Source organism: Citreicoccus inhibens, assembly GCF_019039035.1.
Classification (GTDB): domain Bacteria; phylum Myxococcota; class Myxococcia; order Myxococcales; family Myxococcaceae; genus Citreicoccus; species Citreicoccus inhibens.
Window position 1 is genome coordinate 49,558 of sequence record NZ_JAHNZT010000034.1, and the last position, 22,617, is coordinate 72,174.

The following is a 22,617-nucleotide window of genomic DNA, read 5'->3' on the forward strand; positions in this document are numbered from 1 at the left end:
GCGCCGCACGCCCTGCCCGTCCCGGTGATACACGGAACGCATGGCACCGAACGACTCCGCCGACGAAGCCCTGCTCGCCCTCTTCCGACACAACGGCATCACGTTCGACTCGGCCGAGGACGCGTGGCAGCGCTCCGAGCCCCTCTTCCCGCTGCTGGGGTGGCTCGCGGCGCGGTTCCCCGAGGAGGAAGCCTTCGAAATCTGCCTGGAGTGGCTGCGCCTGTGCGCGATGGAGGTCCCCGGCGCGGGCGAGGTGCCCGACCTCTTCGCCCAGGCCCGAGGCGGAGGCCCTCGCCAGGGTCACATCAGCGCGAGCGCGCTGGGGGACCAGGTCAATCGCAACATCCTCGACAAGAAGCCCGCGGTGGCCGCGTTCGCGGACTGCGCCGCGCAGCTCTGCGAGGTGTGGGCCGCGGTGACGACGGGCGAGGTGGATGAGGAGACGGACCCCTGGCGCCGCGCGCAGACCGCGTCCCAGGCCATGGTGTCGTCCTGGCTGATGGCACGCGACCTGGACGACGAGAATCGCGAGGAGCGCGCTCGGGCCCGGAGCGGACTCGTCCGGTTGCTCCGCACGGCCCGAGGCCCCCTCGCCGGCTGACGCGGAGGGCTACTCGCCCTCGTGCTGAACCTCGACGGGGCTGGTCATCCCGTTCGCATCCAGCCGCACGCGGTACACCGCGTTGTGCCCGTCTCCATTCGTGTCGATGCGCGCGACGCAGGAGACCTCGGGCTCGCCCACCGGGCTCTCCTGCACTGTCACTTCGTACTGGAAGTGCACGCTCGGCCCGGGGTTGAAGCCGATGCGCTGGAAGGACTCGTCGTCGTGCGGGAAGGGCACCGCCTCGCCGTGCCGGGGCACGGGGCGAGGCAGCGGGCCCGCCGTCACGTAGTTGCCGTGCTCGTCGCGGAACGCCTGCACCGCGTCACACAGGGCCAGCACCTGCACGCGCGCCTCGTTCGCGAGCTGCTCGGGCGAGACGGAGGACGCGTGGCTCGCGAGGAAGCCCGCCACCGCGGCCACCAGGACGAGCCCGCCCAATCCCAGGACGACGAGGACGCGCCGGCTCCGCGTGGCGGGAGGCGGCGCCGCGACGGGCTCCATCAGGCCCACTCCCGAGGCTGACGCAGCACCTCCACCAACCGCGCCTCGGGCGTGCCGGGCTCCGGGTGGTAGTCATAGAGCCAGCGCACCTGCGGCGGCAGCGACATGAGGATGGACTCGGTGCGCCCCTGCGTCTCCAGGCCGAAGATGGTGCCCCGGTCGTAGACGAGGTTGAACTCCACGTAGCGCCCGCGGCGGATCTCCTGCCAGTAGCGCTGCGCCTCCGTGAAGGGCGTGTTCTTGCGGCGCTCGGCGATGGTCAGGTACGCGGGCAGGAAGGCCTTGCCGCAGTCCTGGACGAAGGCGAACTCCTTCTCCAGGTCGCCGCCCATGTTCTCGAAGAAGATGCCGCCCACGCCGCGCGCCTCGCCGCGGTGGCGCACGTGGAAGTACGCGTCGCAGGCCTGCTTGAAGCGCGGGTAGTACGTGGCGTCATGCGCGTCGCACGCCGCCTTGTGCACGCGGTGGAAGTGCGCCGCGTCCTCGTCCTGGAGGTAGTAGGGCGTCAGGTCCGCGCCGCCGCCGAACCACGCCTTGCCGCCCTGGTGGATGAACCGGTAGTTCGCGTGCACCGTGGGCACATGCGGGTTGCGCGGGTGCAGCACCAGCGACAGGCCGCCCGCCCAGAAGGTGCGCCCCTCGCCCTGCAGCCGCTTGGCGAAGGCCTCTTCCAGCTCGCCGTGCACCACGGAGATGTTGACGCCGCCCTTCTCAATCACGGCGCCGCCCTCCAGCACGCGGCTGCGCCCACCGCCGCCGCCCGGACGAGTCCACGGGTCCTCGCGGAAACGACCCTGTCCATCCAGCCGCTCCAGCGCGCCGCAGATGTCGTCCTGCAGCGCGTGGATGAAGGCCGACATGCGCGTCTTCAGGCTCTCCACGTCCACCGTCATGCACGTCTCCCCATGCCAGTCGTGACGGGCGTGGATGCTACTGCTGGGCGGTCTGAGCGGAAGGGGCTTCGAAGTCCACGGAGGCCGTCCCGGGCGCTGGATTGCCCGCGGCGTCAAAGGCATCTACTCGCGCTCGGTAGCTGCGCCCATCCTCCAGCGCGAAGGCGCCACCGCAGGACTCGTGGCCCAGGAACGCGGCGTTGCCCTGCACCACGGGCAGCACGTAGGTCTGGGGCGCGATGCCGGCGCGGCGCGGCGTCAGCTTCACCACCAGATACGAGGGGCTCTCCTCGCGCAGGGCGAGGTTGAGCTTCACGAAGCGGGAGATGCCCTGGGCGGAGCGGCGGAAGAAGCCCTCGGACACGGCGGGCTTCTTCTGCCAGAGGGGTGGGCTCTTGTCCGGGCCCTTGCCCGTGAGCCACCCCGGCAGGCCCGAGCCCCGGCCGTTGAGCAGCGTGACGTTGGGCAACACGCTGTCCAGGTGCATCTCGTAGCGCTTGCCGGGCTGGAGCGGCTCGGAGGCCTGGAGGACGACGGTGACGCGGCCGAGGCTGCTCTCCCAGCCGCGCGTCACCTTCAGCTCCACCGAGTGGCCCGGCGCCGACAACCGCACGGTGCGCCCTGGCAGCGCGGAGACCGGCGAGCGCGCGGTGCCCACGCCTTCCAGCAGGAAGCGCGTGTTGGTGGGGACGACGGCGCCCGGAGTGGGGAACAGCTGCACACCGTCACCCAGACACTGGGCCGAGGCGGCCGGCGCCCACACGAGCGCGAGGAGGACGAGGAGGGCGCGAAGCACGGTGGACGCAGTCTGCGCCGCCCCCCGGCTCCAGGCAAAGCGCCCGCGTGGGGACACCACGTCAATGCACCGGGCCATCGTCCTCGCCCAGCACGATGGCGCCGAAGCGCGCCTCGTAGCGCTGGAGGTTGTCCTGCATGGCCAGCAGCAGGCGCTTCATGTGCTTGGGATTGGTGACGATGCGCGAGCGCACCCGAGCCTTGGCCTGCTGCGGCTGGACGAAGATGAAGTCCAGCACGAACTCGGTGTCGGTGTGGTTCACCAGCGCCATGTTGCAGTACTGGCCGTTGGCCACATCCTCGTCGATTTGTATCTGCAACGGCATGTCCGGGGGCTTCGAAGTGTCCGCCATGTGTCAGGCGGCATAGCGCCTGCGCGAGGCCATGGCCAGTGTCATGGGGTGAGCGCGCCCGCCCGAGCCATGGACCCCGTCAAGACGGCCCCCTTCGACCTGGGGCGAGGCCCGGACGCGTGCCTGTTGTTGCATGGTTTCACCGGCAGCCCGTGGGACCTGCGGCCCCTGGGCGAGTCCCTGGCGACGCGGGGCATGCGCGTGGTGGCGCCTCGTCTCCCGGGCCACGGCACCACGCCCGAGGCGCTCCTGAACGTGACGCACCAGGACTGGCGAGACGCGGCGGATTCAGCGCTGGCCTCGCTGCGCGGGCACCGCCGCGTCTTCGTGGGCGGACTGTCCGTGGGCGCATTGCTGGCCTTGGGGCTCGCGGCGCGACATCCGGGGGTCGTGGAGGCCCTGGCCCTGGTGGCGCCCGCGGTGCGGTTTCGGGGGCCGCGCATGGCGGTCATCCGGCAGCTGGCGCGCACGCCGCTGTTGGCCTGGGCGAAGCCGTGGGCGGACAAGTCCGGCTCGGACATCTGCGACCCGGTGGCGCGCGAAGCAGCGCCCCACCTGCCCGCCTTTCCCGTGGCGCGCCTGCGCGATGTCTGCGCGCTGCAGGATGGCGTGGGGCCCGACGCCGCGCGCGTGCGCTGCCCCGTGCTCGTGGCCGTGGCCGAGCAGGACCACGTGGTGGACCCAGAAGGAGGGCGCTGGCTGGCGCGGCGGCTGACGGGCGCGCCCGAGGTGCGCCTCATCTCCTTCCGCGAGGGGTTCCACATCATCCCGCGCGACACCAGCGGCCCGCGGCTGTCCGACGAAGTGGGCACGTTCCTGGATGCGTGGCGCGACGCGGGGCTCAGCCCTTGGCCGGAAGAGGCGGCGCCAGACGCGCCACCGCCGTGAGCAGCTCCACCGCGTCCAGGGGCTTGGCCACGAAGGCGCTGAAGCCCGCGCGCAGGGCTCGGTCCCGGTCCTCGCGCCGCGCCAGCGCGGTGATGGCCAGCGCGGGCACGCCGCCCCCTGAGTCCCAGGGCAGCTCACGCAGGCGATACAGCAGCGCGTAGCCGTCATCGCCGGGCAACCCCACATCCGTCACCAGCACCGTGGGCGGCAAGCGGCGCACATGCTCCAAGGCCTCATGCACACTGGAGGCGAGCTGCACCTGCGCGCCCACCCGCGTGAGCAGCGCGGCCATGAGTTCGCGCGCGTCCGACTCGTCGTCCACCACCAACACACGCAGCCCCTCCAGCTCCGGGAACGGCGGCAGCACCAGGTCCGCCACGCCTTGCGCGCCGCGGCTGATGCCCGTGCGCGCCTGGGGCAACCACACGCTGAAGGCCGTGCCCTGCCCCTGGCCCTCGCTGGACACGGTGACGGTGCCGCCGTGCAGCTCCACCAGGTGGCGTACGATGGACAGCCCCAGGCCCAGTCCACCGTGGCGGCGGCTGACGCCCGTGTCCGCCTGGCGGAAGCGCTCGAAGAGGAACGGCATGAAGTCCGGCGGGATGCCTTCGCCGTTGTCGCGCACCACCACTTCGACCCCGCTCTCACGACGGCGGGCGGACACCTCCACGCGTCCACCGGCGGGCGTGAACTTGATGGCGTTGGCGAGCAGGTTCCACACCACCTGCTGGAGTCGATCCGGGTCGCCCCACATGGGCACGCCGTCCACGTCCACCAGCGACACCAGCTCCAGCTCTCGCGCGGCGGCGGCGGGGCGCACGGCGTCCAGCGCGGCCTCCACCACGTGCGCCATCTCCAGCGGCCCCATCTCCAGGCGCAGCCGCCCGCTGGCGATGCGGCTGATGTCCAGCAGGTCCTCGATGAGCTGGCGCTGCGCCCTCGCGTTGCGCTCGATGGCCTCCAGCGCGCGCGGCAGCTTCTCGTCCGTCAGCCGCCCCTGCCGCATCATCTGCGCCCAGCCGAGGATGGAGGTCAGCGGCGTGCGCAGCTCGTGCGACACCATGGCGAGGAACTCGTCCTTGGCGCGGCTGGCGGCCTCAGCGGCGGCTCGGGCGGCGCGCTCCTCGTCGTAGAGTCGCGCGCGGTCCATGGCCTGGGCGCACTGGCGGCCCACCGTCATGAGGAAGGCCCGCTCGGAGGCATCGAAGACGCGCGCATCCGAGAACCCCAGCCCCAGCACGCCGAACGAGCGCCCTCCACTCAACAGCGGGATGGCGGCCCAGGCGCCCGCGGCGCCCTGCTGCGCGACCGAGGCCACCAGCGGATAGCGCGTGGCCATCTCCTCCTGGGAACCGAGCACCACCAGGTCGCCCGTGCGCGCCGCATCCATCATGGGCAACTTGTCGCGGGCGGAGACGCGCCGCCAGTTCTCCAGGCTGCCGCTGGGGTAGCCATGGGAGGCGGCCAGCTCGAAGGCATCGCCCTGCACGGGCACCATCACCACGCCCGCGATGGCGCCCAGCGCCAGGGCCCCATCGCGCGCGGCCACCTCCGCCACCTGCCCCGGGGTGAGGGACTCGGAGAGGGCGGCCGTCATCGCTTGGAGTCGCTCGGTGCGCCACGACGCGGTGGCCCACGCGGCGCGGCGGGTGTGAACCAACTCCGTCACATCCACGGCGAAGGCCAGCACGCCCTCCACCTGTCCGTTCGCGTCTCGGCGCGGCAGGAGCGACAGGTTGAAGAACAGCTCCTCGTCCTCGGGGCACAGGCGCGCGGAGGCCTCGCGCAGGTGCAGCGGTTGGCCGGTGGCGAAGACGCGGTCCCACGCCTCGTACCAACCCTGTCCCTCCAGCTGCGGACAGGCCTCGCGCAGCGTCACGCCCGGCGCGGCGCTTCGAGAGAGGAGCGCCAGCCGCGTGTCGCTGAGGAACTCGATGAGGTGCGTGGGGCCCCGATGCAACGCGAAGAAGGCAGGCAGCTGCGCGAGCAGCTCCTGGATGCGCTCGCGCTCATCGACCGGCGACTGCCGCCGCCCGCCCTGGGCATCGTCCACGCGTCCCTCCCGGTGCGGAGGCCTTCCCCTCCGCCATTAAACGCGGAGTGCACCGTGCCTGCACAAAAAGCACCCCTGGAAGGCAGCTGACTGTCGGCGGATGGGCTCTTTGCTCCAACTCGCGTCCGGAAACGGGCACCCTCCCGAGGCGACGCCGGGCGGTGCATCGGCTATGTCGGGAGCCCGGCATGCCCTCTCCTTCCGAGCCCGCCCCTCTCGTCGAGCTGCGTGACGTCACCAAGTCCTATGAGGAGGGCGACTCCGTGAGAGAGGTTCTCGCGGGCGCGTCGCTCCACCTGAGAAGGGGTGAGTTCGTGGTGCTGCTCGGCCGCAGCGGCTCGGGCAAATCGACGCTGCTCAACCTCATCAGTGGAATCGACCTGCCCACGCGCGGCGAGGTGCGCGTGGAGGGCCGCGACCTGGGACGGATGAGCGAGCGGGAGCGCACCCTGCTTCGCCGCGAGCGCATGGGCTTCATCTTCCAGGCCTTCAACCTGCTGCCCACGCTGACGGTGGAGGAGAACGTGCGCCTGCCGCTGGAGTTGACCGGACGCACCGGCGCCTCGGCCCATGAGCGGGCCAGGACGCTGCTGGAGCACGTGGGGCTGGCGGGCCGCGCGGACAGCTTTCCGGACCGACTGTCGGGCGGTGAGCAACAGCGCGTGGCGGTGGCCCGAGCCCTGGCGCACGCCCCGCCGCTGCTGCTGGCGGACGAGCCCACCGGCAACCTCGACGAGAGCACCGGCAAGCGCGTGCTCGACTTGCTGGAGGGACTGACGCGCGAGGGACACGCCTGCGCGCTCGTCGTCACGCATGAACCCGGGCTGGTGGCGCGCGCGGACCGCGTGCTGACGATGGAGGCGGGACGTCTGGTGGAGCGGCCGGGCGGCGCGCGGCGGGAGCAACCATGAACGCCTTGCTGCGGCGCGCGAGCCTGCGCCACCTGGGCAAGCACCCGTGGCTCACGGCGCTGTCCCTGCTGGGCATCGCGCTGGGCGTGGCCGTGGTGGTGTCCATCGACCTGGCGAGCGGCAGCGCGCTGAGCGCCTTCGAGCGCTCCACGGACCTGGTGGCGGGGCGGGCCACGCATCAGCTCGTGGGAGGGACCTCCGGACTCCCCGAGGGCGTGTACACGGCGCTGCGCCTGCGCGCGGACGCGCCGCTCGCCGCGCCGGTGGTGGAAGGGACCGTGCAAGCGGACCTGGGTGACCGCCGCGCGCTCACCGTGCTGGGCGTGGACCCATTCGCGGAGGCCCCCTTCCGAGACTTCGCGAGCGGAGGCGCGGTGGGCAACGTGACCGGGCTCTTGACTCGGCCCGGCGCGGCGCTGTTGGGCGAGCGAGCCGCGCGGGCACTCGGCCTCGGCACCGGCGACACGTTGCCGGTGACGGTGGCGGGCACGCGCCGGGACCTGCACGTGGTGGCGCTGCTGGCGCCACGAGACGAGCGCGCGGCCCGGGCGCTGGAGTCGCTCGTGCTGATGGATGTGTCCTCGGCGCAGGAGCTGCTGGGCCAGGTGGGCCGGCTGTCGCGAATCGACCTGCGCCTGACGGATGGCGAGGCCGAGGCCCAGCGGTTGACGGCCACGCTGCCTCCCGGCGTGGAGCTGACGCGTCCCTCCGCGCGCGCGGGCACGGTGGAGCAGATGACGCGCGCGTTCCGCACCAACCTCACCGCGCTGTCCCTGCTGGCCCTCGTGGTGGGGATGTTCCTCATCTACAACACGATGACGTTCTCGGTGGTGCAGCGGCGCGGGCAGCTCGGACGGCTTCGCGCCATGGGGCTCACGCGCGGCGAGCTGTTCGCGATGGTGCTGGGCGAGGCCTCGGTGCTCGCGCTGGTGGGCACCACGGCCGGCATGCTGATGGGCGTGCTGATGGCGCGCGGGCTGCTGGGGCTCGTCACGCAAACCATCAACGACCTGTACTTCGTGGTCGACGCGCGACGGCTGACGCTCACGCCCTTCACGTTGGGAAAGGGCCTGGCCCTGGGCCTGGGCGCCACGCTGGCGGCGGCGCTGGTGCCCGCGTGGGAAGCGGCGCGCTCGACGCCCGTGACGACGATGCGGCGCTCCACGCTGGAGGACACCTCGCGGCGACGCGCGCCGGGGCTCGCGCTGCTGGGGCTGGGCGTGCTGGCCGTGGGCGTGGGGCTGCTCGCGTGGCCCACCCCGGCGCTGACTCCGGCCTATGCCGGACTGTTCGCGGTGCTGCTCGGCGCGTCGTTGGAGGTGCCGTGGGTGACGGAGAAGCTGACGACGGGCGCGGCGCGTCCGCTCGGCGCCCTCTTCGGTCCGCTGGGGCGCATGGCGGCGCGCGGGGTGACGGCCAGCCTGTCTCGCACGGCGGTGGCGCTCGCGGCGCTGATGGTGGCGGTGGCCACCACGGTGGGCGTGGGCCTGATGGTGTCCAGCTTCCGCGGCACGGTGGAGTCGTGGCTGGAGGCCTCGCTGCAAGCCGATGTGTTCATCTCGCCGCCGTCGCTGGTCGCCCGGCGCGGAGATGCCACGCTGCTGCCCGGCCTGGCCGAGCGCGTCCGCGCGACTCCCGGCGTCCAGACGAGCAGCAGCATCCGCGTGACGCAGGTGCGCGCCCAAGGCGTGCCCACGGACCTGATGGCCATCGACTTCGCCGCGGGGCATCGGCCCTATCGGCTCAAGGAGGGAGACGCGGAGCGGGTGTGGCGCGAGCTGGACGCATCCGCCGACGCCCTGCTCGTCTCCGAGCCCTTCGGCTTCCATCGCGGCGTCCACCTGGGCGACACCGTGACGCTGGCCACGGACCGCGGGCCGCACGCCTTCCACGTGGTGGGCGTGTACTTCGACTATGGCTCGGACGTGGGGACGCTGCTGATGCCCCGCGCCACGTACACGCGGTGGTTCGACGACCGAGGCGTCAGCGGTGTCGCGCTCTACGCGCAGCCCGGCCAGGACGTGGACGCGCTGGTGGCACGTGTTCGCGAGCGCGCGGCGGGCGCGCAAGCGCTCCAGGTGCGCGCCAATCGGGTGCTGCGGCAGACCTCCATGGAGGTGTTCGACCGGACCTTCACCATCACACAGGTGCTGCGCTTGCTGGCCATCGCCGTCGCCTTCGTCGGCGTGTTGAGCGCGCTCATGGCGCTGCAACTGGAGCGCGCGCGCGAGTACGCGGTGCTGCGCGCCATGGGACTCACGCCGGGACAGCTCTGGGGCATGGTGTCGTTGCAGACGGGGCTGCTGGGTTTGCTGGCGGGCCTGTTCTCCGTGCCGCTGGGCGGCGCGCTGGCGTACGTGCTCGTGCATGTCATCAATCAGCGCTCCTTCGGGTGGACGCTGCGGCTCACGGTTTCGCCGGGCGTGCTGTGGCAAGCGGTGGTGCTCGCGCTGGTGGCGGCGGCGCTGGCGGGCCTGTACCCGGCCTGGAAGATGGCGCGGGCGCGACCCGCGCTGGCGCTGCGAGAGGAGTAACGGGTGAGCCAGGGACGCGGACTCGTCATCGGGACATCGGGGGTGCTGGCGGCGCTCGCCGTGGCGGTGGTCCTCGTCACGCGCGAGCCAGCTGCCGGGGTGGCAGCGGGGCCCCGCGCGCTCACCGTGGCCGGGGTGTTGGGGGCCTCGGACGGTGGAGCGGACGGCTTCGCGCGGGCGCTCGAGCCCCGGCCCTTCCACTTTCCCGAGGACCACGGTCCCCATCCCGACTTCCGCGCCGAGTGGTGGTACTGGACCGGCAACCTGGAGACCGCGGATGGGCGCGCGTTTGGCTATCAGTTCACCCTCTTCCGCAGCGCGCTCACGGCGCAGGCGCCCGCGCGAGGCTCGGCCTGGGGTTCGCGGCAGGTGTTCATGGGGCACTTCACGCTGACGGACGTGCGCGCGGGCCGCTTCCACGCCGCCGAGCGCTTCAGCCGAGCGGCCGTGGGATTGGCGGGCGCCACCGCGACGCCCTTCCATGTGTGGCTCCAGGATTGGGAGGTCCGCGGCGCGAGCGACATGGAGCCGTGGCCCATGTACCTGCGCGCCCAAGCGGACGGCGTGGCGCTGGCGTTGACGCTGGAGCCGGGCAAGCCCGCGGTCGCCCAGGGAGACCGGGGACTCAGCCAGAAGGGACCCGAGCAGGGCAACGCGTCCTACTACTACTCGTTCCCGCGCATGCCCTCGCGAGGCACCGTGACGGTGGGGAGCGAGTCCTTCGCCGTGACGGGCGACAGCTGGATGGATCGCGAGTGGAGCACCAGCGCGCTCGGCGCCGGACAGGTGGGCTGGGACTGGTTCTCGCTCCAGCTCTCCGACGGGAGCGAGCTGATGGAGTACCAGCTCCGGCGCGAGGACGGCACGGCGGATCCATACAGCGCGGGGCTGTGGATACCGCCCACGGGCGAGCCCGTGCGGCTCACGCGCGAGGACGTGAAGCTCGAGGTGCTGGACACGTGGCGCAGTCCGCGCGGCGCCACGTATCCCTCACGATGGCGCGTGCAGGTGCCCAAGCGGCGGCTCGACTTGACGGTGACGCCGAGGTTGGCCGACCAGGAGCTGGTGCTGAGCTTCCGCTACTGGGAGGGCGCGGTATCGCTGGAGGGCACGCGCGAGGGTCAGCCCGTGAAGGGACGCGGCTACGTGGAGCTCACCGGCTACGCGGACGCGCGCGTGCCCGGAGACACCGCGTTGCGATAGTCCATCGCGAGAGGCCCCGCTTCACGGCGGGGACTTCTCCAGCAGGAACGAGTCCTGCGCCTCCACGCCCGGAATGGACACCTGTCGCGAGGCGCGCACGGCCTCCGGCCCCTGGGCATGCAGCGCCCGAAGCGAAGGCTCCACATCCGAGAGCGCCAGGGGCGCGCGCGAGAACAAGGCCCAGATGCGCTCGGGGCCCGGCGCCGCATCCAGCACGATGGCCCCGGGCAACTCCACCGGATCCGCGCTGCGTCCCCGCTGGGGCAGCTCCGCGCTCAGCGTGCCCTGCGCGGGGGAGTAGACGCTCACCGCGCCAGTGCCATCCAGGGAGACGATGAGCACGTAGGGCAACCCACTCGACGACACGACAGTGAAGCGCAGCGCGTCTCCGGCGGACAACCGCACGCCGTCCGCCACGACGTCCACGCGCGCACCTCGCTTCGCATGGACGCGCAACACCGCGCCGCCCTTGAGGCCATACACATCCGAAGGCTCGACGCCCGAAGGTCCGCGAAACACGAGCGCGGCCACGGAGGCGACGGCGACGAGCGCCGCGGGCGCCAGCAACCACCGCCAGCTCCGGACGCTGCGCGCCTCGCCCCGCGCGCGCACCCCAGGCAAGGTGCGGCGCAGCACGTCCGTGTCGAAGCGACGGTGCGCGGCCTGAAGCGAAGCGAGCGCGGCGGCGCACGCGGCGCACGCGGCGAGATGGGCCTCGGCGTGCGCGGCGAGTTCGGGCGGCAGCGCCCGCAGGACATGCGCGTCCAGGTCGAGCTGCGACAGGTGGCTCATGCGAGGTCCTTTCGCGAGAAGCGCTCGACGCGCTCATGGAAGTCGGCCAGTCGGTTGACCACGGTGCGCCGTGAGACATCGAGCGTACGCGCCACCTCGCCCTGGTCGAGACCGTCCACGTAGTGAAGCCAGACAATGGCGCGCAGCTTCTCGGGCACCCTCGCCATCAATCTCACCGTGAAGTCGCGATCCAGCAGCGCGTGCTCCAGGTTGGCGCCGGTGGGCAGGTCGGGCAGCTCGGCGAGGGGCTCGGGACGAAGCCGCGCATTGCGGAGCTGGTTGAGGCAGTAGTGCGTGGCGACCCGATAGATGTATCGAAGCCCCGTGCGCGTATCGGGCGCCTTCTCCAGCTGACGCAGCACGCGCATGAACGTCTCTTGCGTGGCGTCCTCGGCCGCGGCGCCATCCCCCAACACCCGCTGGCACCGGGCGTAGATGGACGGGCCATAGAGGCGATAGAGCTGGGCGACTCGGTCTGCGGTCATACCCACGGGGAAGGAGGGCGCCGGGCTCCCCAGCGGCACCGCCGCGAGGCGCTCCCGCCGCTCGAAAGAGGCGCGCGTGTTACTACGCGACTTCAGCCGCGAGCAACCGCGGGGCGCCCCTCCCGGTGCTACAACCCGGCGCTCGGGGAGGACCACACCGCCATGGACGTGCTCGTCACCGGGGCCACCGGCCTCATTGGAAACGCCATCGCCCACCGGCTCGCCGCGCGAGGCGACCGCGTGCGCGCGCTCGTGAGGGACCCGGTGAAGGCCGCGCGGCTCTTGCCCGGCAACGTGGAGCTGGTGCGCGGAGACATCACCGAGCCCGCCTCGCTGCCCTCGGCCCTGCGTGGCGTGGAGCGCGTCTTCCACGCGGCGGGCATGCCCGAGCAGTGGCTGCGCGATGAGCGCCTCTTCGACCAGGTCAATCGACAGGGCACGGTCCACGTGCTCCAGGCCGCGCTCGACGCCGGCGTGCGCCGCGTCGTCTACACCTCCACCATGGACGTGTTCGCGGCTCCGCGCGGCGGCGTCGTCGTGGAGACGAACCTCGACACCGCGCCCAAGCCCACCGCCTACGAGCGCTCCAAGCAGGCCGCGGAGCGCGAGGCCGAGGTGATTCGCCAGCGCGGGCTCGACGTCGTCTACGTCAACCCGGCCGCGGTCTACGGCCCCAGCCCGGTCCACGTCGCCATCAACTCGCTGTTCCTCCAGGTCCTCAATCGGCAGGCGCCGGTGCTGCCTCCAGGCGGCGTGTCCGTGGCCTATGTGGACGGCGTCACCGACGTGCACCTCGCCGCGGCGGAGCGAGGCGTGAACGGCGAGCGCTACCTCGTGGCCGACACGCACGTGAGCCCCGCGGCCTTCGCCGAGGCCATCCTCCAGGCCGCGGGCACCGGGCGCCGCCCTCCGCCCACCGCGCCCGCGTTTCTCTTGCATGCGCTCGCGGGCATCTCCGCGCCGCTCGCGCGCGGCATTGGCTTCACGCCGCTCATCGCGCCAGGGCAGCTCTCGTTCCTGCTCTGGGATGCGCACGTGGACGCCAGCAAGGCCCGCCGCGAGCTGGGCTTCCAACCCACGCCGCTCATTGAAGGCGTGGCCCGCACCGTCGCCTTCCTGCGCCAGGAAGGGCTCGTGCCCGCGCGCTGAGCGCCCTCATACGGGGAGTCCCGCCCAGCGGTGGCTTGGAGTAGGTTCACCGCATGGCGAAGGCAAAGCACGTCCTGGCCCTGGACCAGGGCACCACCGGAACGCATGTCTCCATCCTCGACAAGCAGCTGCGCGTCGTGGGGCGCTCGTACAAGGAATTCACCCAGCACTTCCCCAAGCCCTCTTGGGTGGAGCACGACCTGGATGAAATCTGGGCGACGAGCGAGTGGTGCATCGCAAAGGCGCTGAAGGACGCGGGCCTGACCGGGCGAGACATCGCCGCGGTGGGCATCACGAATCAGCGCGAGACGACGGGCCTGTGGATGCGCGACAGCGGCAAGCCCCTGGGCCGCGCCATCGTCTGGCAGGACCGCCGCACCGCGGACATCTGCCAGTCGCTCAAGGCCAAGGGCGTGGAGCCGCGCGTGCGCGAGGTGACGGGGCTGGTGCTGGACCCGTACTTCTCCGGCACGAAGCTCACGTGGATGTTCCAGCACATCAAGGGCGCGCGCGCCCGTGCCGAGAAGGGCGACGTGGCCTTCGGCACCATCGACACGTGGCTCGTCTACAAGCTCACCGGCGGCAAGGCCCACGTGACGGACGTGTCCAACGCCAGCCGCACGCTGCTGATGGATTTGCGCTCCCTCGCCTGGGATGACGAGCTGCGCTCGCTGCTCGGGGTGCCCGCCGCGTGCTTGCCGGACATCCGCGCCTCGGCCGAGGTGTATGGCACCACGCGCGGCATGCGGAGCCTGCCGGACGGCATCCCGGTGGCGGGCATGGCGGGCGACCAGCAGGCGGCCCTCTTCGGACAGGCCTGCTTCGAGCCGGGCGAGTCCAAGTGCACGTACGGCACGGGCGCCTTCCTGCTGATGAACACCGGCACGCAGCCAGTGCGCTCCACCGCGGGCCTCATCACCACCGTGGCGTGGAAGCTGGGCGACACCACGCACTATGCGCTGGAGGGCAGCTCGTTCATCGCGGGCGCCGCCGTGCAGTGGCTGCGCGATGGCCTGCGCGTCATCAAGAAGGCCCCGGACGTGGAGGCGCTCGCGGCCAGCGTGAAGGACTCGGGGGACGTGGTGTTCGTCCCCGCGCTGGCGGGCCTGGGCGCGCCGCACTGGCGGCCCGAGGCGCGCGGACTCTTCGCCGGCATCGACCGCTCCACCACGGTGGCGCACCTGGCGCGCGCCACGTTGGAAGGCGTGGCGCTCCAGATTCACGACCTGGCGGACGCCATGCGGCGCGACAGCGGCCGAGACATCCCCGTGCTCAAGGCGGACGGCGGCGCGGCGGCCAACAACCTGCTCATGCAATATCAAGCGGACGTGCTCGGCACGCCGGTGGTGCGCCCGCGCAACCTGGAGACGACCAGCCTGGGCGCGGCGTTCCTCGGCGGCTTGGGCGCGGGGGTCTGGGACAGCCCGGACGCCATCCGTCGCGCGTGGAAGGCGGACAAGACCTTCAAGCCGAAGATGAAGGCCGCGCAGCGTGAGCACCACCTGAGCAAGTGGCGCCGGGCGGTCGAGCGCGCATGAAGCGGCTCGCCTGGGCGCGCCTCACGGCGCTGGCACTGCTGGCCCTCTCCGCATGCGAATGCGGCACGGGCGACGACCCGTGCTTCATCGGGTTGCCACCGGGCGTGCCCGAGTCCTCGCCCCTCACCTTCACGGGGCGCACCACCACGATTTTCGTCCAGGCATCGGCCTCCACCGAATGCGGCTCCGAGGCCCCTCCGCAGTCCCCCGAGTCCGTGGAGGTCCAGGTGTATGGCCCGGACAACCTCCTCGTCCCCGCCACGGCCAAGCTGATCAACCCCAGCCCCGACGCGGAGATCTCCTTCGTTCCCCCCGAGCCCGGGCGCTACCACGCCATCATCCGCTTCGCGCCCGTTGGCGGGGTGGTGCAACGCGACGTGCTCGCGATCGCACAGCGACAGGATGTCGAGCCCGTGTCTCGACTCAGCGAGGCGGGGACGTGCAACACCGTGGACCGCACCGCGAAAGGCACGTGGTTGTGCGACGGGCTCGCCATGCGGGACGGGGCGGGCGCGGATCAACGGCTCGGCAACGCCCTGCGCGTGTCTGTCTCCGGCGACGTGGTCTGGACGGTGGATGACCGCCAGGTGAAGCGCTACGTGGACACGGACACGGAGCTGAAGCTCACCGGCACGCTGGCCCTGGTGCTGGGACCTGACACGATGCAGCTGGCGAGCGAGGACGAGCTGCTGGTGTTCGTCTCCACCACCCTCTCCCGCATCACGTTCACGGAGTCGCAGGGGCTGGTGCAGACCTCCACCGCGCGCTGGCAGGACCCCATCGAGACACCCGCCCCAGGGGCTCCATCCGGAGTGCTCCTGCTGCGCGCGGGCCATGACTCGCTCCTCGCGCTGGGCCCGGCGCGGATTCCCAACCCGGGCACGCTGGGGGTCCTCGCGTGCGAGTTCCAACGGAACGCGGGGGACAACTGGTCGCGCGCGGTGCGTGCATGCCAGAGCATCAACGGGACGGTGGTGGGCTTCGAGGCGGGCGCGGTGTGGCTGCGCGACGTGGTGCCGGATTCGACGGGCTCGACCCTGGCGCTGCGCCGGTGGGAGGTCCGCGAGGGACAGCTCGTGGAGGTGGGCTCGCTGTCGCTGCCCTTCTCGCTCTCGACGACGCCGCCGCTCATGAAGAACGGGCCCGTCGCGCCCATCATCAACTACATGTCATCCTCCGGCGTCGCCCAGGTCGCGGTGGCCCGTTGGGATGCAACGCGCACGGAACTTTCGCTGGAGTCACTCCCCGAGTTGCGGGCCGACTCCGCGCACGCCAATGAGCGCTGGGTGTGGGGGCTCGACCTCGCCGGCACGACCCACGCGTGGGTGTACTCACGGGACATGCTCCCTTAAGAAGCGACCATGGCCACCGACGACCTCTCGTTGATTGCTCCCGCCGCGCTGGCGTCCTTTCTCGCGCGGCATCCCGACTGGAAGCACGAGGGCGGGATGATCCGGCGCACCTACGAGGCGCCCGACTTCCTCGCTGGCATCGCCTTCGTGGAGCGGGTGGCACATGCGGCCGAGTCCGCGAACCACCACCCGGACATCGACATCCGGTGGCGCAAGGTGACGCTGGCGCTCGTCACCCATGATGCTGGAGGACTCACGCACCGCGATACGGACCTCGCCGCCGAGGCGGACCGCCTCTTCGCGGAGGTGGTGCGGTCGAAGTGAGTCGTCACCTGGGTGGATGGCGCGCGCTCGGCTGCGCGCTGGCGTTGTGCACGGCCAGCCCCGCCGCGTGGGCCCAAGAAGACACGTCCACGCCGCTCCCCGAGCGGCTGTACTTCAACTCCGGCACGCTGCTGGGCTCGGCGAGAGTCGTGGCCCTGGGCGGCGCCTACGTGGGCATCGCCGAGGGCGCCGCGGGCTTCCCCAGCAACCTCACGGCGCTGGCGCAGCGGGCGCCCGCGCTGGACCGCGACTGGGACGTGGGCGTCACGCTGTCGTGGTTGGACCTGCCCTTCACTGGCACCCGCCGCCGCGACGTGGACAACGATGGGCAGCCAGACGAGTCCGTGGAGAGCCGGCAGCTCCTGGGCGCGCTGACGCTGCAATACAAGCGCTTCGGCATCGGCTTCTCGTGGCGCAACACCCGCTCCGCCTATTGCCTCACCGACGCGTGCGCGGGCCAGGGCGGGCGGCTGCGCGTGTCGCTGACGCAGTCGGTGCTCGCGGGCTCGGTGGCCTTCGGCCAGGACGACTTCATCCTCGCGCTCGGGCTGTTCTCCGCGCAGGCCAGCTTCAGTCAGCTGGGAGACGAGTCGTGGCGCTACGGCGACACGGGCGTGGCGGTGGACATGCTGTACCGGCCCCACGGGCGGCCCTACCGCATCGGCGTGTCGGTGCGTCCCGAGGTGGTGGCGGACTGGCGCCGCGACGAGGGTCAGCTCCCAGTCATCGCCGGACGGAGGCTCTACGCCGCGGTGGTGGCGCCCGCGGTGCTGTCGATCGGCGCGAGCTGGCGACTGGGCGATGGCGCGCACCACTACAACCGGCTGGCCCCCGCGGCGCGGCGACAGCTGCTCGTGGACGGGGATGCGCTGACGGTGCCGGATGAGGAGTCGCCCAACGCGCCCGCGGGGCGGTGGCTCATCACCGCGCAGGTGGACCTCATCTCCGGCGTGGACAACGCCGTCCCGGTGCGCGCCTTCGCGTCCACCGCGGAGTCCGCGCGCGTGGGCGCCACCTCCACCATCCAGCCCCGGCTGGGCGCGGAGTGGGACGCGCTGGTGGGACTGCTGCGGCTGCGCGCGGGCACCTGGCTGGAGCCCTCGCCCTTCGAGGGGCGCAACCCGCGTCCCCACGTGACGGGCGGCTTCGAGCTGTTCATCCTTCGATACTGGGAGGACTGGTCCCTCACCGCCTCGTTCGACATGGCGAGCCGCTACAGCAACGTGGGCGTGTCCATCGGGTTCTGGCGGTAGCGACAGTCGGGCGCGCTGGGCCGCTCGCCCCACCCTCGCGGCGTGCCTGCCTCGCGGGGGACGTGAGGCCCCGGGCGTCCGGGAGTCGCCACACCGTCGGCGGCCGGCCGGCCAACCCGCGCCGGCTCGCGTTGCGGGCCCCCTCCAGCATGGAGAACGTCCAGGGCAGCGAGGAGGATGCCATGCACCTGGGCCGACGATGGCGGACGACTGTCGCGAGCGCGACGCTCCTGGGAATGGTGGGGGCCTCGTGGAGCTGTGGAGGCCCGGCCCACTCGCCCGAGGCCAGGAACTGTCAGGGCTCGGGCCCGGGCTGCGAGACACCTCCCGAGGACACGCCCCCTCCGAGTGACCCCTCCGACGCGCCGCCTCCCGTGGGAGGCACGCAAGATGGCCCTCCCGCGCCGTCGGTGCCGCCTCCCGTGGGCACGCCTCCTCCGCCCGTGGTGCCCGCGTCGGGCACCACGCTGTGGCTGGTGCGCGACGGCACGCCGCAGGATGACCTCGCCCAGGACCTGGCGGTGGACGCGTCGGGCGACCTGCTCACCGCGGCCGTGTATGGCGTGGATGGCCTCCAGTCGCGCCAGCCCTCGGACGACACGGTGCGCTTGGTGCTCACGCGACGGTCGCCGGATGGCGCCAACCGCTGGTCGAAGACCTTCGATGTGAATGTGCCCGCCACACCTCCCACGCTGCGAGCGGACATCCGCGTGCGGCTGGCAGCGGACGGCGCGGGCAACCTGCTGATGGCGGGCAACGTGCACGGCACGGTGAACCTGGGCTCCGGGCCGCTGCACGACACCGCGTTCCTCGCGAAGCTGGACCCGAGCGGGACCCTCCAGTGGGTGAGCACGCCCCAGGGCGCGGCGGCCACCTTCGTGGACGTGGCGGTGGATGCCGGGGGGCAGGCTCGCGTGGCCTTCAACACCCCGGGCGGAGTGGACTTCGGAGGCGCGCGCGCCTCGCGTCCTGGCGTGGTGGCGTACACCCCGGACGGGCACGCCACGGGCGCCGTGATGGTGGGCCAGCCAGACCGCGGCGACGCGGCCGTGGAGCTGACCACGGTGGCGGTGGACGCGGGTGGGCGCGCCATCGTCGGGGGGAACAGCCAGGGGCCGGTGCACTTCGGGGCGCAGTCCACCGTGGCGCAGAAGGAAGGCAGCCCCTTCCTCGCGGTGTACGACGCGAGCGGCACGCTGGCCTGGGCCCGCGTGCTCCAGTCAGCCCGAGGCACGGTGGACAGCATGGGCGTGAGCGCGGCGGGCGAGGTGGTCGCCGCGGGGGCCTTCCTCGGCGGCATCTCCTGGGGGGATGCGCACCTGTCGGGGCCGCCGCCCCGGCTGAGCGCCTTCGTGCTCTCGGTGGGCGCGGACGGCGCCGAGCACTGGGCACACAGCCTGGGCAGCGACGTCCAGGTGGGCGCGCTCGCGGTGAGGCCCACGGGCGAGGCCACGGTGGCGGGCTTCACGTACTCCATGTTGGAGAACGGCGCGGCCAGCCAGGATGGCCTGGGCGCCGCGCAGCTCTTCACGCTCGGCTATGACGCCACGGGCCAGTCACTCGCCTCGCGCCTGTACCTGGCGGAACCGCCCGTGGCGCGGGGAGAGCTGTTCGGCCTCGAGGCCGTGCCCGCCATGGCGGTGCTGGCGGATGGGGATGCGGTGCTCTTCGGTCACTCGGACCGGGACACCGACTTCGGCACCGGCCACCAGACGCCCGCGCGCTCGGACGTGTTCCTCCTGCGCGTGAAGCACTGAATGTTCGCGCAAGGCCGCGCCCGCGCTCAGCGGCGCGTGGACTTGCGGGCCGTGCTCTTGCGCGCCCCGCGCCTGGCCGTGCTCTTGCGGGCGCCCTTGCGCGCCGTCCTCCCCGCGGCGGCGCGACGCGTGCTCGCCTTGCGAGTGCTCGCCTTGCGCGCCGAGGCGCCGCGCTTCGCCGTGGCCTTGCGCGCGGGGCGCTTGGCCCGAGCCCCCGTCTTCTTCCGAGCGGAGGCCTTCTTGGCGGTGCGGCGCGTGCCGCCCGTCTTGCGCCGCGTGGCGCCACGTCCACGGCGAGAAGGAGTCGTCGCGCCCGGCAGTCCCGCCAGGCCATCAGTGGAAGAGGTGCTGCTCGCATCCGTGGAACGCGTCTCGTCGGTCATCCATATCCTCCAGGGGTGAAACCCTCTGAAGGGTACGCCTCATCGCGCGCGACTCGCGCACGCGAGCCCGCACGGGTGAACACCATCGGACGAATCACGCCATGCGCGCGCGCCGGGAGGTCAGAAGGCGAACGCGCGCGGAGGCCGAGTTTCCGGCCCCTCGCGTCGCGCTACGTCGCGCCCCGCAGAAACGCGGCCAGCTTCTCGTAGGAGACCGCGAGCGGAGGGATGGGCGCGCTCTCATTCACCTGATGCGCCTGCGCCGTCTCACCCGGGCCAAAGTTGATGGCGTCCACGCCCCACTCACCGAAGCGCGCCACGTCCGTCCAGGCCTGCTTCGACGCGGCGGGCAGCCCGGTGAGGGCCATCAACTTCTGGAACAACGGGTTGCTCGCGGCCACGGGGCCGCTGGGCGAGGCATCCGTGACCTCCACCTCGGCGCGGCCCGCCACCAGCGCGAGCACATCCTCGCGAGCCCGCGCGATGCTCTTGCCCGGCGCGAAGCGGTAGTTGAGGTTCAGCTCGAACACGTCTGGAACGACGTTGCGCGCGCGCCCCCCCTTGGCGAGCGTGGCGCTCATCACTTCGTAGAAGGGGAAGCCCGCCACATCCACCTCCACGCGCGGGCGAGCCAGCAGCTCCGAGAGGAAGGGCCCCGCCTTGTGGATGGCGTTCTCGCCCTGCCACGGCCGCGCGGAGTGAGCGCTGCGCCCGGTGAAGCGCACCGTCACCTGCATCGAGCCCACGCACCCCACCTGCACGACGCCGTCGGTGGGCTCCATCGCGATGCCGAACTTCACGCGCGCCAGGTCCGGGCGCTTCTCATAGAGCGGGATGAGGCCGCTCTCCGCATAGGCGCCCTCCTCGCGCTCATAGAGGAGGAAGGCGATGTTGACCGGGAGCGTGTCGCGGCGCAGGTCCTCGGCCAGCGCCATCATCACGGCGAGCCCACCCTTCATGTCGGACGCGCCCAGGCCGAACACGCGCTCGCCCTCGATGCGCGCCTCGCGGCCCGCGTCGCTCGGGTGCATGGGCACCGTGTCCAGATGTCCAATGAGCGCCACCGTGGGACGCGGGTCATCCAGCGTTCCCACCAGCAACGTGTGGCCCACCCGGAACACCTGCTCCCGAGGGAAGTGCCCGAGGGCCCAGCGCTCGACATGGTCGGCCAGCGGTCCCTCCTGGGTGATGGGGCTGGCGATGCGACACAACTCGAGCGTCTTGTGGGCGAGGCGGGCGGCGAGGTCGGTGGGGGACATGCGGCCCCGACCATAACCCCGACCCGACGCGGGCGCAGGAGGAGCAACGCCCGCTCAGGGCGCCGGGGACGGCTCCGACTCGAACTCGACCACCCCGTCCAACACCGTGGCGGCGATGCACGCAGGACCCATGAGGGCGGTGAAGTCATGGGAGGACCCCTCCGCCTTGTCGAGCGCCTCGCCGGGCCAGACCTCGCGCCCGTCCTGCTCGCGAAGCCCCCCCTCCAGCACCAGGTTCCACTCACGCCCCAGGTGGGTATGCCGGGGGTAGCGCGCACCGGGGCGCAGCCGCACGAAGGCAGCCATCATCCCCACGCGTCCTGGCCCGGGCTCCACTGGCGCCAGCTCCACACCGGACACCGGCCCGGGGAGCCACGCCTCGGGTCCACCGAGCGACGCGAGCAGCGCGACGGCCCGCTCCCGCGTCACATCGAACAAGGTCGCCACCGGCTCGGCGAAGCGAGCCAGTCGCTCCGGACCCTCCATGACGCCCATCAACCGCGCGAGCCCACCGGACGGCGGCGCCACGGGCACCACACTCACTCCCAGCGCATCCACCGCGGGACGCAGGCGCTCCGCATCCGCTCGGCACTCGCCACACACCGCGAGGTGACGCTCGGCTGCCCGCCGCTCCTCCGGCTCCAGGGTCCCGAGCAGCCAGCCGGGCAGGATGTCGTCCAGATGCATCATCGTCTCGGCCGGTGGCGTCCCGCTCGGGGGCTATACGGGAGCGCGGGGGCCCGCGGATTTCCGCGTCACACCTGCACGCCGAAGTCGCGCAGCGCGGCATTGAGACTCGTCTTCTGGTCCGTGGAAGCCGTCCGCTGCCCGATGATGAGCGCGCAGGGCACCATGTACTTGCCGGCGGGGAACTGCTTCTCTCGCATGCCGGGAATCACCACGCTGCGCGCGGGGACGCGGCCCTTGTAGACGCGCTCCTCGGGGCCGGTGACGTCGATGATCTGCGTGGACGCGGTGAGCACCACGTTGGCGCCGAGCACCGCCTCCTCCTCCACCACCACGCCCTCCACCACGATGCTGCGGCTGCCCAGGAACGCGCCGTCCTCGATGATGACAGGCGACGCGGTAGGTGGCTCGAGGACGCCGCCCAGCCCGACGCCGCCGGACAGGTGGACATGGCGGCCCACCTGCGCGCAGCTGCCCACCGTGGCCCAGGTGTCCACCATGGTCCCCGCGCCCACGCGCGCGCCAATGTTCACATAGCCGGGCATCACCACCGCGCCCTTCTCCACGAACGCGCCGTAGCGCACCGTGCCCGGCGGCACCACGCGCACGCCCGCCTGCTCCAGGCCCTTCTTGAGCGGCACCCGGTCGTAGAACTCGAAGGGGCCCATCTCCATCACCCGCATCTCCGACACGGCGAAGAACAGGAGGATGGCCTCCTTCACCCACGCGTGGACCCGCCAGCCGTCCGGCCCCTTCTCCGCCACGCGCAGCTCGCCCGCATCCAGGCGCGCCACGGTCTCGCGGACCGCGGCCACGTACTCCGGGTCCTTCAGCTTCGTGCGGTCCGCGAACGCCGCGGACACCTTCTGCGACAGCTCTTCGATGGAGGCCATGTGGCCCTCT

22 protein-coding genes are annotated in these 22,617 nt (G+C 72.1%); 11 read left to right on the plus strand and 11 right to left on the minus strand.

The window, feature by feature from the left end; translation table 11 throughout:
- Positions 1 to 40: 40 nt before the first annotated feature.
- Entirely contained in the window at positions 41 to 601 is a 561-nt protein-coding gene (locus KRR26_RS29170; RefSeq protein ID WP_120209086.1) for a hypothetical protein, read from the plus strand.
- 9 nt (positions 602 to 610) lie between these two features.
- On the opposite strand, the gene KRR26_RS29175 is transcribed toward KRR26_RS29170, so the two are convergent.
- From KRR26_RS29175 to KRR26_RS29190, 4 genes are all read right to left on the minus strand, one after another.
- On the minus strand, positions 611 to 1,105 hold the full coding sequence (locus tag KRR26_RS29175; protein ID WP_233577349.1) for a hypothetical protein: 495 nt from the start codon (positions 1,103 to 1,105) through the stop codon (positions 611 to 613).
- A complete protein-coding gene (hemF, locus tag KRR26_RS29180) occupies positions 1,105 to 1,998 on the minus strand; it encodes an oxygen-dependent coproporphyrinogen oxidase (RefSeq protein ID WP_120209085.1) in 894 nt (297 codons plus the stop codon). Before hemF ends, KRR26_RS29175 begins: the two co-directional genes overlap by 1 nt.
- 37 nt (positions 1,999 to 2,035) lie before the next feature.
- The gene (locus KRR26_RS29185; RefSeq protein WP_217081402.1) at positions 2,036 to 2,794 is read right to left on the minus strand and encodes a hypothetical protein; all 759 of its coding nucleotides are present in this window, start codon (positions 2,792 to 2,794) and stop codon (positions 2,036 to 2,038) included.
- Positions 2,795 to 2,855: 61 nt separating this feature from the next.
- Positions 2,856 to 3,146, minus strand: coding sequence for a DUF3467 domain-containing protein (locus tag KRR26_RS29190; RefSeq protein WP_120209083.1), 291 nt, complete (start codon positions 3,144 to 3,146; stop codon positions 2,856 to 2,858).
- Positions 3,147 to 3,215: 69 nt separating this feature from the next.
- Here KRR26_RS29190 and KRR26_RS29195 point away from each other — a divergent pair, with 69 nt between their 5' ends.
- Complete coding sequence (locus tag KRR26_RS29195; RefSeq protein ID WP_120209082.1) at positions 3,216 to 4,034, plus strand: alpha/beta hydrolase; 819 nt, start codon at positions 3,216 to 3,218, stop codon at positions 4,032 to 4,034.
- Here the strand turns inward: KRR26_RS29195 and KRR26_RS29200 are convergent.
- Positions 3,988 to 6,087, minus strand: coding sequence for a hybrid sensor histidine kinase/response regulator (locus KRR26_RS29200; protein ID WP_120209081.1), 2,100 nt, complete (start codon positions 6,085 to 6,087; stop codon positions 3,988 to 3,990). The two genes, KRR26_RS29195 and KRR26_RS29200, sit on opposite strands and share 47 nt — an antisense overlap.
- Positions 6,088 to 6,275: 188 nt before the next feature.
- Here KRR26_RS29200 and KRR26_RS29205 point away from each other — a divergent pair, with 188 nt between their 5' ends.
- The 3 genes from KRR26_RS29205 to KRR26_RS29215 are packed head-to-tail and all read left to right on the plus strand — an operon-like array spanning position 6,276 to position 10,735.
- Positions 6,276 to 6,998 (plus strand): ABC transporter ATP-binding protein, encoded by a 723-nt coding sequence (locus KRR26_RS29205; RefSeq protein WP_120209080.1) that lies wholly within the window; start codon positions 6,276 to 6,278, stop codon positions 6,996 to 6,998.
- Positions 6,995 to 9,532 (plus strand): FtsX-like permease family protein, encoded by a 2,538-nt coding sequence (locus tag KRR26_RS29210; protein ID WP_120209079.1) that lies wholly within the window; start codon positions 6,995 to 6,997, stop codon positions 9,530 to 9,532. Before KRR26_RS29205 ends, KRR26_RS29210 begins: the two co-directional genes overlap by 4 nt.
- A 3-nt stretch (positions 9,533 to 9,535) precedes the next feature.
- The gene (locus tag KRR26_RS29215; RefSeq protein WP_217081403.1) at positions 9,536 to 10,735 is read left to right on the plus strand and encodes a lipocalin-like domain-containing protein; all 1,200 of its coding nucleotides are present in this window, start codon (positions 9,536 to 9,538) and stop codon (positions 10,733 to 10,735) included.
- Between the two features lie 21 nt (positions 10,736 to 10,756).
- Here the strand turns inward: KRR26_RS29215 and KRR26_RS29220 are convergent, their stop codons facing one another.
- Together KRR26_RS29220 and KRR26_RS29225 are read right to left on the minus strand one after the other, a co-directional pair.
- On the minus strand, positions 10,757 to 11,527 hold the full coding sequence (locus tag KRR26_RS29220) for a hypothetical protein (RefSeq protein WP_217081404.1): 771 nt from the start codon (positions 11,525 to 11,527) through the stop codon (positions 10,757 to 10,759).
- A complete protein-coding gene (locus KRR26_RS29225) occupies positions 11,524 to 12,012 on the minus strand; it encodes an RNA polymerase sigma factor (RefSeq protein ID WP_120209076.1) in 489 nt (162 codons plus the stop codon). The genes KRR26_RS29220 and KRR26_RS29225 overlap by 4 nt, the downstream gene beginning before the upstream one ends.
- Before the next feature lie 162 nt (positions 12,013 to 12,174).
- Here KRR26_RS29225 and KRR26_RS29230 point away from each other — a divergent pair, with 162 nt between their 5' ends.
- The 6 genes from KRR26_RS29230 (at position 12,175) to KRR26_RS29255 (ending at position 19,385) form a co-directional block, all read left to right on the plus strand.
- Positions 12,175 to 13,161, plus strand: coding sequence for an NAD-dependent epimerase/dehydratase family protein (locus tag KRR26_RS29230; protein WP_217081405.1), 987 nt, complete (start codon positions 12,175 to 12,177; stop codon positions 13,159 to 13,161).
- A 53-nt stretch (positions 13,162 to 13,214) separates the two neighbouring features.
- Entirely contained in the window at positions 13,215 to 14,699 is a 1,485-nt protein-coding gene (gene glpK / locus KRR26_RS29235; protein ID WP_120209074.1) for a glycerol kinase GlpK, read from the plus strand.
- Positions 14,696 to 16,051, plus strand: coding sequence for a hypothetical protein (locus KRR26_RS29240; RefSeq protein ID WP_217081406.1), 1,356 nt, complete (start codon positions 14,696 to 14,698; stop codon positions 16,049 to 16,051). Before glpK ends, KRR26_RS29240 begins: the two co-directional genes overlap by 4 nt.
- Before the next feature lie 9 nt (positions 16,052 to 16,060).
- On the plus strand, positions 16,061 to 16,375 hold the full coding sequence (locus KRR26_RS29245) for a 4a-hydroxytetrahydrobiopterin dehydratase (RefSeq protein WP_120209072.1): 315 nt from the start codon (positions 16,061 to 16,063) through the stop codon (positions 16,373 to 16,375).
- Positions 16,372 to 17,628, plus strand: coding sequence for a hypothetical protein (locus KRR26_RS29250; RefSeq protein ID WP_120209071.1), 1,257 nt, complete (start codon positions 16,372 to 16,374; stop codon positions 17,626 to 17,628). Before KRR26_RS29245 ends, KRR26_RS29250 begins: the two co-directional genes overlap by 4 nt.
- Before the next feature lie 182 nt (positions 17,629 to 17,810).
- Positions 17,811 to 19,385 (plus strand): hypothetical protein, encoded by a 1,575-nt coding sequence (locus KRR26_RS29255; RefSeq protein WP_268905903.1) that lies wholly within the window; start codon positions 17,811 to 17,813, stop codon positions 19,383 to 19,385.
- A gap of 26 nt (positions 19,386 to 19,411) precedes the next feature.
- On the opposite strand, the gene KRR26_RS29260 is transcribed toward KRR26_RS29255, so the two are convergent.
- The 4 genes from KRR26_RS29260 to KRR26_RS29275 form a co-directional block, all read right to left on the minus strand.
- On the minus strand, positions 19,412 to 19,768 hold the full coding sequence (locus tag KRR26_RS29260; RefSeq protein WP_120209070.1) for a cell envelope biogenesis protein TolA: 357 nt from the start codon (positions 19,766 to 19,768) through the stop codon (positions 19,412 to 19,414).
- Positions 19,769 to 19,938: 170 nt separating this feature from the next.
- Entirely contained in the window at positions 19,939 to 21,027 is a 1,089-nt protein-coding gene (gene dapE, locus KRR26_RS29265) for a succinyl-diaminopimelate desuccinylase (protein WP_120209069.1), read from the minus strand.
- A gap of 54 nt (positions 21,028 to 21,081) precedes the next feature.
- On the minus strand, positions 21,082 to 21,717 hold the full coding sequence (locus tag KRR26_RS29270; RefSeq protein WP_120209068.1) for a cupin domain-containing protein: 636 nt from the start codon (positions 21,715 to 21,717) through the stop codon (positions 21,082 to 21,084).
- Between the two features lie 65 nt (positions 21,718 to 21,782).
- Positions 21,783 to 22,607 (minus strand): 2,3,4,5-tetrahydropyridine-2,6-dicarboxylate N-succinyltransferase, encoded by an 825-nt coding sequence (locus tag KRR26_RS29275; protein WP_120209067.1) that lies wholly within the window; start codon positions 22,605 to 22,607, stop codon positions 21,783 to 21,785.
- Positions 22,608 to 22,617 lie beyond the last annotated feature (10 nt).